Source organism: Ralstonia sp. TCR112 (assembly GCF_007997035.1).
Classification (GTDB): domain Bacteria; phylum Pseudomonadota; class Gammaproteobacteria; order Burkholderiales; family Burkholderiaceae; genus Ralstonia; species Ralstonia edaphi.
Map to the genome: position 1 here is coordinate 41,727 of NZ_VOSS01000101.1, position 12,237 is coordinate 53,963.

Below are 12,237 nucleotides of genomic sequence, written 5' to 3' on the forward strand. Positions count from 1 at the left end.
TTCAATCGGAATCCACTTCTGAGTGTTTTCAAAACCCTGAGTTGCCCGCTCACGCCGGTGGCAACGATGCGGCTGACCGACCCAATTTGAATACGGTCTAGCCTCGAGTCAAAAACAACCGACTCAAATCGTTGTACAGGGCGAGCGAAGTGAGAAGCAGGATGCAGGCGACGCCGATCTTCTGAAGGACTGCTTGCCAGGATTCCGGCACGGGTCGGCCAGTCAAAAATTCCACGCAATAATACAGCAAATGCCCCCCATCCAATACCGGAACGGGCAATAAGTTCAGCACGCCGAGACTGACGCTGATCAACGCGAGAAAGCTCACAAACGTCTGCCAGCCAAGGCTTGCCGCCTTGCCCGCAAAGTCCGCCACCGTGATCGGCCCGCTCAGGTTCTGCAGCGATGCCTGACCGACGATCATCTTGCCCAGCACCTGCAGCGACAGCACCGAAGTCCGCCAGACCTCGCCCACGGCATGACCCAAGGCGGCGACCGGCTCGTCCCGGATCATCGCCGTTTCCACCTTCTGGTTGAGTTGTGCGCCCAGCTTGCCAATCTTGGGGCCCGTCGGGTTCTTGGGATCAGCGTCTGCATCCGGGCGAACGGGCAACGTCATGGGCTGATCGTTGCGCAGGATATCGATCGAGGCGTTCTGCTCGGGCATGGCGCGAATCTGACGGATGAGGTCCATCGCCTGATCGGCGGGCTGGCCCGCGAAGCGCACGATCTGGTCACCCGCCCGCAACCCCGCGCGTGCCGCGGCACTGCCCGGCAGGACGTCGACGATGGTGACGGGGCCGCCGAGCAGGCGCAAACCGATCTGGTCAATCACGTCGGCCTGCGGCGTACGGGCGGCACTCGGCAAGCCCTGCAGGCGGACGGTACGTTCGACTCCATCCGTGCCGCGCACTTGCACAAGCGCGTCGCGCCCGGCGATGCCAGCCGAGTACAAACGCATGCGGACATCGCTCCAACTGCGCACGGCGGCCGGCGCTTCGCCGTCCGTGCCGATCGCGATCACGCGGTCCCTTGCGCGCAGGTCGGCCTGCGCTGCGATGCTGCCCGGCGGCGGGGCGCCCAGAATAGGCACCGGCTCGATCGCACCCACCCATGCCAGCACTGCATAGAGCGCAATGGCGAGCAGGAAATTGGCGATCGGGCCCGCAGCGACGATGGCAAATCGCTTGTAAACCGGCTGGTGGTCGAACGTGCGCGGGAGATCTTCCGGGAGGATGGGCGGGTCTTTCTCCGGGTCTCGCGAGCCCTCGCCGAGCATCTTGACGTAGCCGCCCAGCGGAATGGCACAGATGGTCCATTCGGTGTGGTCGGGCCCACGGCCAACACGGCGGAACAGCACCTTGCCGAAGCCAACGGAAAACCGGAGCACCTTGACGCCGCACAGGCGCGCGACGCTGTAGTGGCCCAGTTCGTGAATGACGATCAGTACCGCGATCGCAAAGACAAACGCTAAAACGGTCTGCAAAACCTTCTCCGGATGCACTGAAGGGCACGCGCGGGGCTGGCCCGCGCGAAGCCGCTATGTTACCCGCTTGCTCTGACGGGGCGCTTTCACGCGGCCGGCAGTTGCGCGCATACGGTCGCGATATAGCGCTCGGCCTGCTGACGCGCTTGGGCGTCGGCAGCAAAAACGGTGTCGAGCGAGTCGGCGGGCACGACAGACGTGCGGGCGAGCGTGTCGCCCACCACGGCAGCGATCTCGGTGAACCGGATGCGGCGCTGTAAAAATGCTTCGACAGCCACCTCGTTGGCCGCATTCAGCGCAGCAGGTGCCGTACCACCGGCGCGCAGCGCGTCGAAGGCCAGCGCCAGGCACGGGAAGCGGCGTAGATCTGGCGCCTCGAACGTCAGTGCGCCCGTGGTGACGAGATCGAGCAGCGGAACGCCAGCTTCAATGCGGCCGGGATAGGCCAAGCCGTAGGCAATCGGCGTGCGCATGTCTGGGTTGCCGAGCTGCGCCAGCACCGAGCCATCGTCGTAGCCAACCATCGAATGGATGACACTCTGCGGGTGGATCAGGACTTCGAGATGCTCGACCGGCACGCCGAACAGCCAGTACGCCTCGATCACCTCCAGCCCCTTGTTCATCATGGTGGCGGAATCGACCGAAATCTTCCGCCCCATCACCAGTTCGGATGCGCGCAAGCCTGATCTGGCGTGACGTCCGCAAGGGACTCCACGGCGCGCGTGCGGAACGGACCACCTGATGCCGTCAGGACGATGCGCGATACACCACGTCCGAACTGCGGAACTTGCTGGGGCAAGCATTGGAAGATGGCGTTGTGCTCGCTGTCGATCGGGAGCACGGTGGCGCCATGCTGACGCACCGCGTCCATGAAGAGCGCGCCGGACATGACCAGCGCCTCCTTGTTGGCCAGCAGCACGCGCTTGCCGGCGCGCACAGCCGCGAGCGTCGGCGCAACCCCGCTGCGCCGACGATGGCCGCCATCACGGCATCGCAGTCGGGGTGGCCCGCAGCCTCTTCCAATGCCTCGCTGCCGAAACGGATGTCGATGCCGCGGCCGCCGCGCCCAGCTGGTCACGCAATGCATCCGCCGCGACCGCCGAACCAAGCACCGCCATCTTCGGGCGAAACTCGCGGCAGAGCACCGCGAGCTTGTCGGCCTGCGCGTTGGCGGTCAGCGCAAAAACGCTGTACTTGTCGGGATGACGGCGCACCACGTCGAGCGTGCTGTCGCCAATGGAGCCGGTGGCGCCAAGAACGGTCAAACGCATCATGTTCAGACGCCTCAGGAAATCAGCAGCGCAGCCAGCGGAAACACCGGCAGCAGCGCATCGATACGATCCAGCACGCCGCCGTGGCCGGGCAACAGGCGGCTGCTGTCTTTCATGCCAACCTGACGCTTGAGCAGGGATTCAAACAAATCGCCGCCGACGCTTGCGGCCACCAGCAGGATGGTCAGCACCAGGGCGACGACGGCGCCGCGCTGATCAAACTGATACGAAAACCACGTCGGCGCAAACCAATGCGTGATACCAGCCACGGTGGCGATCACGGCGACAAGCACGGCACCGCCGATCGCACCTTCCCACGACTTGCCAGGGCTGATGGTCGGTGCAAGCTTGCGGCGGCCAATAGCCTTGCCGACAAAATACGCGCCCACATCGGCCGCCCACACGAGCAACGCGACCGACAGCAGAAAGGCGACGCCGTGCGTGCGCAATTCAATGGCGCCATGCACAAACGCCGGCAGCATCACCAAGCCCAGCAGCGTGAAAACGACCCTGCGTGTGCCGTGCAACTCGCGCACGCCCCCGGCCAGCAGCGCCCAGGCGATCACCCAGGCGATGATTGCTCCGTGGAACAGCGGCTGCACATCGCCACGAACGGGAATGTCGTGCCAGGCGATCGTCAGCATGACGACAACAACGGCATAGAGAATCGGCCCCCACCAGCCCGGCAGGCGGACGAGACGCCCCCACTCCCACGCGGCGAGGGCTGCAAATACCGTCACCAACCCGGCCAGGCCGGCGGGCGGCGCGAAGAAGAGAATGGGCAGGATGACAATCAGCAGGCAGACAGCGGTAATGACGCGAGTCAGCAGCATGTGTCAGGCTCCGGCGGATAGCGCGGGGGGAACGTCGGGCTCGAGCTGCGCGCTGGTGCGGCCAAAGCGGCGCTCGCGGTTGCGATACCACGCAAAGGCGCGATCGAGTTCTGCTGCATCGAAGTCGGGCCAGTAGCGATCGGTGAAGTACAGCTCGGAATAGGCAAGCTGCCACAGCAGAAAGTTGCTGATGCGCTGCTCGCCACCGGTGCGGATGAACAGATCGGGCTCCGGCGCGTAGGACAGTGCCATATACGGCGCCAGCATCTCTTCGGTAATGGCCTCAGGTGCAATGCCAGGCTGCGCCGCCAACAAGGCGCGCATGGCTTGCAGGATGTCCCAGCGCCCGCCGTAGTTGGCGAGGATCGTCACCGTCAGACCAGGGTTGGCAGCCGTCTTGGCCTCAGCCTCGCGAATCAAAAGCTGGATGCGCGGGCTGAACGCCGCCAGATCGCCCACCACGCGTAGGCGGATGCCGTTGTCGTGGAGCTTGCCCACTTCACGGCGCAGCGCCGTCATGAACAGCTTCATGAGGAAGGTGACTTCCTCGGCCGGACGACGCCAGTTTTCGGAGCTGAAGGCAAACAGGGTCAGGTACCCGACGCCACGGCGTGCCGCGGCTTCAACGGTTGCGCGCACCGCATCGAGGCCGCGGCTGTGCCCGGCCACGCGGGGCAGATGCCGTTCGGTGGCCCAGCGGCCGTTACCATCCATGATGACGGCAACGTGGCGCGGCGTGTCGGCGGTGTCCGGCACCGCCAGTGTGGAACTGATATGCATGAATCGGGCTTCCCGCCACCTGCGCCCAATGCGCCGGCGACGGGAGACGGCCTTACACCGTCATGATTTCCTTGTCTTTCTCGGCGACCAGTTTGTCGATTTCGGCGACGAACTTGTCGGTGAGCTTCTGGACTTCGTCACCACCGCGACGCTCGTCGTCTTCAGAGATGGCCTTGTCCTTCACCAGCTTCTTGAGCTGTTCATTGGCATCGCGACGCAGATTGCGCACGGCAACCTTGGCATCCTCGCCCTCGCCCTTCACGACCTTGGTCAGCTCCTTGCGGCGCTCTTCGGTCAGTGCGGGGGTCGGCACGCGAATGATGTCGCCCATCGTGGCAGGGTTCAGGCCGAGGTCCGCTTCACGGATGGCCTTCTCGACGGCTTGCACCATCTTCTTTTCCCACGGCTGCACGCCGATCGTGCGTGCGTCCACCAGCGTCACGTTGGCAACCTGGCTGATCGGCACCATCGAGCCGTAGTAGTCGACTTGCACATGATCGAGCAGACCGGTGTGGGCACGGCCAGTGCGGATCTTGGCCAGATCCGCCTTGAGAGCCTCGATCGACTTCTGCATCTTCTGCTCGGCATTCTTTTTGACATCGGCGACGCTCATACTTCCTCCGAACGATAACGGCGGTCTGCCGAACTTGTGCCCCGGAACACGACACAGGGCACCGGCAAGACCAAAAAGACAATAGACGATTTTACATGGAAGCCGCTCGCCAACGCCATTCAAGCGGGGTCAGCGAACGGTAAAAAAGGCGCCTGCAACGAGGCTTGCCGGTGGCTTTAGACGTGCACCAGCGTGCCTTCGTCTTCACCCAGGATGACGCGCTTGAGCGCGCCCGGCTTCTGGATCGAGAACACCTTGATCGGCAGCTTCTGATCGCGGCACAGCGCGAAAGCGGTCGCGTCCATCACCTGCAGGTTGCGCGAAATGGCTTCGTCGAAAGTAATGGTGGTGTAGCGGGTGGCGCTCGGATCTTTCTTCGGATCGGCGGTGTATACGCCATCGACCTTGGTGGCCTTGAGGACGATCTCGGCGCCGATTTCCGAGCCGCGCAGCGCAGCGGCGGTGTCGGTCGTGAAGAACGGGTTGCCGGTGCCGGCCGCAAAAATCACGATCTTGCCCTCTTCCAACTGGCGGATCGCACGGGGGCGGATGTACGGCTCGACCACTTGGTCCAGGCGCAGCGCCGATTGCACGCGGCCTTCGAGGTTGGCGTGGCGCATGGCGTCCTGCAGGGCCAGCGCGTTCATCATGGTGGCCAGCATGCCCATGTAGTCCGCCGTGGCGCGGTCCATGCCGGCCGCGCCGCCCGCGACACCGCGGAAGATGTTGCCGCCGCCGATCACCACTGCTACCTGCACGCCCAGCTTCACGATTTCAGCGATGTCGTTGACCATCCCTTCGATGGTGCTGCGATTGATGCCGAAGGCATCGTCGCCCATCAGGCTTCGCCGGAAAGTTTGAGTAGAACGCGCTTATAGGCAGGCATGGAGATCCTCGTGACGATTCCTGGTACGGGAGACAGGAAAGGGGGAAATGACGCTGCGGAGATGACAACGACGTGCAAAGCGGGGACTTCGCACATCCCGCAACCTTCTTGCGCGGAAGCCGTCGGGAAAATCCCCAACGATGCCCGCGCAAGCAGGCTGCACCTGCAAACAGGGCACCTTTCGGTGCCCTGTCTGTTTGGCATTATACGGCTGCGCCAACGGTGGAAACGCCCCCTACCGGCCTGCGCCGGAAGGTGAATCGCCGCACCGTTGGAAACGGCCGCTGCAGCATTACGCCTGTTGCTTGGCGGCGGCCACTTGGGCAGCCACTTCAGCAGCGAAGTCGTCTTGCTTCTTCTCGATGCCTTCGCCCACCACGTACAGCGTGAAAGCCTTCACGGTCGTGTTGGCCGCCTTGAGCATCTGCTCAACGGTCTGCTTGTCGTTCTTCACGAACGGCTGGTTCAGCAGCGAGACTTCCTTCAGGTACTTCTGCACGCTGCCTTCCACCATCTTGGCAACGATTTCAGCCGGCTTGCCCGATTCGGCAGCCTTCTGCTCAGCAACGCTGCGCTCCTTGGCAACCAGATCTGCGGGCACGTCGTCAGCCGACAGCGACACCGGCTTCATGGCGGCAACCTGCATGGCCGCATCCTTGGCCGCAACTTCGTCACCCTCGTACGCCACCATCACGCCGATGCGGGCGCCGTGCAGGTACGACGTCAGCTTGGTGCCGTCGAAACGCTGGAAGCGGCGGATCGTCATGTTTTCGCCGATCTTGCCGATCAGGCCCACGCGCACGTCTTCAACGGTCGGGCCGAAGCCGTCTTGCGACAGCGGCAGCGCGCCGACAGCGGCAACGTCAGCCGGGTTGTTCTTGGCGATCAGTGCAGCCACCGAGTTGGCGAAGGCCAGGAACGAATCGTTCTTCGAGACGAAGTCGGTTTCGCAGTTGATTTCGACCAGCGCGCCGGTCGTGCCTTCCACTGCAGCCGCCACCACGCCTTCAGCGGTGACGCGCGAGGCGGCCTTGCCTGCCTTGTTGCCCAGCTTCACACGCAGGATTTCTTCGGCCTTTTCCAGGTTGCCTTCGGCTTCGGTCAGGGCCTTCTTGCATTCCATCATCGGCGCATCGGTCTTCGCGCGCAGTTCTGCCACCATGCTTGCGGTAATTGCCGCCATTTCATGCTCCTTGTTTCAGATCGTCGTCCGGTCGCGCGCTGAAAGGTCTTTGCGTCTTCGCTGCACGCCGGCCTGTCGTCCGGTTTCCATCCGGTCGCCCCACGAGATACGACGCGTGTGGGACATCCGCATGACAAATTAAAAAAAAGGGGCGTTTATTACGCGCCCCTGTCTGGCCTTCACCTCGGATGCACCGCCTTCGCAGAACATCACCGATATGGCCTGACGCGCTTCCCGCTCGGCAATGCGGCGGGCGCGCGCCTTCTTGTGTATTAGCCTTCTTGGACTTCGACGAAGTCGTCGCCGCCGCGAGCGGCTTCAACCACTTCCTGGACCGCGTTTGCGCGGCCTTCCAGGATCGCGTCGGCCACGCCGCGCACGTACAGAGCAACAGCCTTGCTCGAGTCGTCGTTACCCGGGATGACGTAGTCGATGCCTTCCGGCGAGTGGTTCGTGTCGACCACGCCGATCACCGGAATACCCAGCTTGGCAGCTTCGGTCACGGCAATCTTGTGGTAACCAACGTCCACCACGAAGATGGCGTCCGGAATGCCGCCCATATCCTTGATGCCGCCAATGGACTTCACCAGCTTGTCCATTTCGCGTTCGAACATCAGCGCTTCCTTCTTGCTCATGGTTTCGGTCGCGCCGGCTTCCTTGGCGACTTCCATGTCCTTCAGGCGCTTGATCGAGGTCTTGACCGTCTTGAAGTTGGTCAGCATGCCGCCGAGCCAGCGGCTGTCGACGAACGGCATACCTGCGCGAGCCGCTTCTTCAGCCAGGATCTCACGCGATTGACGCTTCGTGCCGACGAACAGAATGGTGCCCCGGTTGGCTGCCAGCTGGCGCACATACTTCAGTGCGTCCTGGTACATCGGCAGCGTCTTTTCCAGGTTGATGATGTGAATCTTGTTGCGATGGCCGAAGATGTAGGGGGCCATCTTGGGGTTCCAGAAGCGAGTTTGGTGGCCAAAGTGGACACGGCTTCCAGCATTTCGCGCATGGTCACGGACATGAAATTCTCCAGTCGGGTTAGGTCTAAAGCCGCCTCAGACATTTTTCGCATGCGTTACGAAAAACACCCGCGGTGAAGCGGCTCGCGATTTCAAGCGCCACCGGCCACACGACCGGCAACTGCTTAGCCGGCGATTATAGCGGCAAAAAGCCAATCGACTCAATACCTTCCGAGCATTCGCGGCAAACGGGCCGAGGCTGGCGCGCAGCGCCCGAAAACCCCGGCCGGCGTGCTTTGGTGCGATAATTCATGCTTTAGCCACGACGCGGCGCTTTGCGCTTGCGTGCAGAAAGAGTCACAACATGGCCGTTACCATTCACACCGCCGAAGACATTGCGCACATGCGCGTGGCCTGCCGGCTTGCGTCGGAAGTCCTGGATTACATCACCCCATTCGTCGTGCCCGGCGTGACCACGGGCAAGCTGGACCAGCTCTGCCACGCTTACATGCGTGACGTGCAAGGCACCGTGCCGGCCCCGTTGAACTATGCGCCGCCCGGCTATCCGCCCTTCCCAGCATCGATCTGCACGTCGGTCAACGATGTGATTTGCCACGGCATTCCCGGCGACAAGGTGCTCAAGGGCGGCGACATCGTCAACCTCGACATCACCGTCATCACCAAGGAAGGCTATTACGGCGATACCAGCCGCACCTTCGTTGTGGGCGAAGGGTCGATCCTGGCCAAGCGCCTGACGCAGGTGACGTTCGAATGCATGTGGAAGGGTATTGCCGCAGTGCGCCCGGGGGCCCGCCTCGGCGACATCGGCCACGTGATCCAGCAGCACGCCGAAGCCGCCGGCTACAGCGTGGTGCGCGAATATTGCGGCCACGGCATCGGCAAGAAATTCCACGAAGATCCGCAGATCCTGCATTACGGCCGCCCCGGTACCGGGATGGAGCTGAAGGCCGGCATGATCTTCACGATCGAACCGATGATCAACGCAGGTAAGCGCGACATCCGCACGATGCCCGACCAGTGGACCGTCAAGACGCGCGATCGCAGCCTGTCGGCGCAGTGGGAACACACGCTTCTGGTGACGGACACCGGCTACGAAGTGCTGACTGTATCGGCATTGACGCCGCCGGCACCCGAATTCGTACACGAAGGCGCGCCGGCCACGGCCTGATCATCGCGGGCGAGCCGCGCCGCCAGCGGCAGCACCGTCACGCTGATCTCGCCCCACACCGGCTCAACACCAGCAGCGACCGGCTCGTTCCGGTCGCTGTTTCATTCACGCTCCACTCATGCCCTCCGCTGCCGCCGCCCCTGCCGAAGAAGTCCAACCGCGCGACGCCCTGAAAGCTGAGCGCGCGCAGCTGTTCGCGCAGTTCGACCAGCACGCCAATGTTCAGCAGCTCGTGACCAAGCTGGCACGCGCGGTGGACCGTGCGCTGGTGCGGCTCTGGCAGGAAGAGCAGATGCCGGCCGACTGCGCGTTGGTTGCCGTGGGCGGCTACGGGCGCGGCGAGCTGTTCCCGTATTCCGACGTCGACATCCTGCTCTTGCTGCCGGGCACCGCCGACAAGGCACTCGAGGCGCGGCTGGAGGCCTTCATAGGCCGCTGCTGGGACATGGGGCTGGACATCGGCTCGTCGGTGCGCACGGTCGACGAGTGCATCAACGAAGCGGCACAGGACGTCACGGTACGCACATCGCTGCTGGAAGCGCGTCTACTGACCGGCGACGAAGGCTTGTACCGCACGTTCGAGACGCACTATCAGGGCCATCTGGACGCGGCCGATTTCTTCCAGTCGAAACTGCTGGAGATGCGCCAGCGGCATGCCAAGTACCAGGACACGCCCTACTCGCTCGAACCGAACTGCAAGGAAAGCCCTGGCGGCCTGCGCGACCTGCAAGTCATTCTGTGGATGACGCGCGCGGCAGGGTTCGGTTCGAGCTGGAACGAGCTGCTTGCCAATGGCCTGCTGACGCGCCGTGAAGCGCAGGAGCTGGCCAGCAATGAGCGCTTGCTCAAAACCGTCCGCGCGCGTCTGCACCTGCTGGCCGGGCGCCGGCAGGACGTTTTGGTGTTCGATCTGCAGACGCAACTGGCCGAAGCGTTCGGTTACCGCCCCACCACCGCCAAGCGCGCGAGCGAACAGCTCATGCGCCGCTATTACTGGGTCGCAAAGGCCGTCACGCAGCTCAATACCGTGGTGCTGCAGAACATCGAGGCGAAGCTGTTCCCGAGCGAGCTGGGTATCACGCGGCGGATCAACGATCGCTTTGTCGAGCGGCAAGGCATGCTCGAGATTGCCGACGCCGATCTCTACCAGCGCGAGCCGACGGCCATCCTGGAAACGTTCCTGCTGTATGAGCAGACGCGCGGCATCAAGGGATTGGCTGCCAGCACGATGCGCGCGCTCTACAACGCGCGGACGTTGATGGACGCCAAATGGCGCAAGGATCCGGCCAATCGCGCGCTGTTCCTGTCGATCCTGCAGCAGCCGCAGGGCATCACGCACGCGCTGCGGCTGATGAACCAGACCAGCGTGCTCGGCCGCTACCTGGTCAATTTCCGCCGCATCGTCGGGCAGATGCAGCACGACCTGTTCCACGTCTACACGGTCGATCAGCACATCCTGATGGTGGTGCGCAACATCCGACGCTTCTCCATCGTCGAGCACACGCACGAGTTCCCGTTCTGCAGCCAGTTGATGGCGAACTTCGATAAGCCGTGGGTGCTGACCGTGGCGGCGCTGTTCCATGACATTGCGAAGGGACGCGGCGGTGACCACTCCGTACTGGGCATGTCCGACGCACGCCGCTTCTGCAAGGAACACGGCATCGCCAAGGAAGACGCAGACCTGATCGTCTGGCTGGTCGAGCACCACCTGACCATGAGCCAGGTCGCCCAGAAGCAGGACCTCGGCGACCCCGAAGTCATCCGTCATTTCGCCGATCTGGTCGGCACCGAGCGCCGGTTGACCGCGCTGTATCTGCTCACCGTTGCCGACATCCGCGGCACCAGCCCCAAAGTCTGGAACGCGTGGAAAGGCAAGCTGCTGGAAGATCTGTATCGCATGACGCTGCGTGTGCTGGGCGGCGCCACCACCGACCCGCACGCCGTGCTCGAAGGCCGCAAGGAAGAAGCGCGCGCGCTACTGCGCCTGGCCGCACTCGACGACACCGCGCACGAGGCGTTGTGGAAACAGCTCGACGTGGGCGTGTTCCTGCGTCACGACGCGCGCGACATTGCCTGGTTCACGCGGCACTTCTACAACCGCGTCGACACGACGATCCCGATCGTGCGCGCACGCATTTCACCGGCGGGCGTCGGCCTGCAGGTGGCGGTGTATTCGCCGGATCGGCCCGATCTTTTTGCGCGCATCTGCGGCTACTTCGAGCGCAAGAGCCTGACGATTCTCGACGCCAAGATCCACACGACCAAACACGGCTACGCGCTCGACACCTTCCAGGTGGCCGACCCCAGCAGCGGCCTGGTGGAGCCCGGCCATTACCGCGACATCATCACGCTGGTCGAACACGAACTGGCCGAGCAGATCTCGCGCGAAACCGCCCTGCCCGAGCCGCCGCGTGGGCGCATCTCGCGCCAGTCGCGCAGCTTCCCGATCAAGCCGCGCGTCGACCTGCGTGCCGACGAGCGCGGCCAGTATTACCTGCTCTCCATTTCTGCGACAGACCGCACCGGTCTGCTCTACGCCATTGCCCGCGTGCTCGCACACCGTCGCGTGTCGGTGCACACCGCGCGCATCAATACGCTCGGCGAGCGCGTGGAAGACATCTTCCTGGTCGACGGCACTCGCCTGACCCAGGACAACAAACTGCAGCTCGAGCTTGAAAGCGAGCTGCTCGATGCGCTCGCCATCTGAGCGCCAGCCTTACCGGTCTAGATTCATGACTACCGATTCCGATGATTTTCCGGGCGACGACGACAAGCGCCGCGCCAGCGACCCGACGCAGCGCGCCACCCGCCCCGGCAAGCGCGCCACGCTCGGCGTGCGTCGCGATGACGAAGGCAATGCCGTACGCTCCACGGGCAAGCCGCTGCGCTCGTCCGACCTGAACCGCGAGCGCCAGCCGCTGCGCCCTTCGCAACGCCGCCCCAAGCCGGAAGAAGGCACCGGCAAGCCTGCGCGCCCGGCACGCCCGCCCAGCCGCGACGACGACGGCCAGACGCGCGACGCCAAGCCACGCCGCATGCAAGG

The 12,237-nt window shown here is 63.7% G+C and carries 7 protein-coding genes and 4 pseudogenes; 3 read left to right on the forward strand and 8 right to left on the reverse strand.

Going from position 1 to position 12,237, the window contains the following annotated elements:
* Positions 1-97 precede the first annotated feature (97 nt).
* From rseP to rpsB, 8 genes and pseudogenes are all read right to left on the reverse strand, one after another.
* Entirely contained in the window at positions 98-1,486 is a 1,389-nt protein-coding gene (gene rseP / locus FUT88_RS22075) for an RIP metalloprotease RseP (RefSeq protein WP_147218402.1), read from the reverse strand.
* An 86-nt stretch (positions 1,487-1,572) separates the two neighbouring features.
* A pseudogene (gene ispC / locus FUT88_RS22080) lies at positions 1,573-2,760 on the reverse strand (1-deoxy-D-xylulose-5-phosphate reductoisomerase).
* An 11-nt stretch (positions 2,761-2,771) separates the two neighbouring features.
* Positions 2,772-3,590: a phosphatidate cytidylyltransferase gene (locus FUT88_RS22085; protein ID WP_147218390.1), complete on the reverse strand. Its 819-nt coding sequence runs from the start codon at positions 3,588-3,590 to the stop codon at positions 2,772-2,774.
* 3 nt (positions 3,591-3,593) lie between these two features.
* Positions 3,594-4,370, reverse strand: coding sequence for a polyprenyl diphosphate synthase (uppS, locus tag FUT88_RS22090; protein ID WP_147218392.1), 777 nt, complete (start codon positions 4,368-4,370; stop codon positions 3,594-3,596).
* A 52-nt stretch (positions 4,371-4,422) separates the two neighbouring features.
* Entirely contained in the window at positions 4,423-4,983 is a 561-nt protein-coding gene (gene frr / locus FUT88_RS22095; RefSeq protein WP_147218394.1) for a ribosome recycling factor, read from the reverse strand.
* 176 nt (positions 4,984-5,159) lie between these two features.
* A pseudogene (pyrH, locus tag FUT88_RS22100) lies at positions 5,160-5,869 on the reverse strand (UMP kinase).
* Between the two features lie 292 nt (positions 5,870-6,161).
* Entirely contained in the window at positions 6,162-7,052 is an 891-nt protein-coding gene (gene tsf / locus FUT88_RS22105; protein WP_027677473.1) for a translation elongation factor Ts, read from the reverse strand.
* A gap of 272 nt (positions 7,053-7,324) precedes the next feature.
* A pseudogene (gene rpsB, locus FUT88_RS22110) lies at positions 7,325-8,067 on the reverse strand (30S ribosomal protein S2).
* A 302-nt stretch (positions 8,068-8,369) separates the two neighbouring features.
* Here rpsB and map point away from each other — a divergent pair.
* The 3 genes and pseudogenes from map to FUT88_RS22125 form a co-directional block, all read left to right on the forward strand.
* Entirely contained in the window at positions 8,370-9,194 is an 825-nt protein-coding gene (gene map, locus FUT88_RS22115) for a type I methionyl aminopeptidase (RefSeq protein WP_147218398.1), read from the forward strand.
* Between the two features lie 118 nt (positions 9,195-9,312).
* Entirely contained in the window at positions 9,313-11,901 is a 2,589-nt protein-coding gene (locus FUT88_RS22120) for a [protein-PII] uridylyltransferase (RefSeq protein WP_147218400.1), read from the forward strand.
* Positions 11,885-12,237, forward strand: a pseudogene (locus FUT88_RS22125) (16S rRNA pseudouridylate synthase); the annotation flags it as partial. The gene FUT88_RS22120 and the pseudogene FUT88_RS22125, both read left to right, overlap by 17 nt.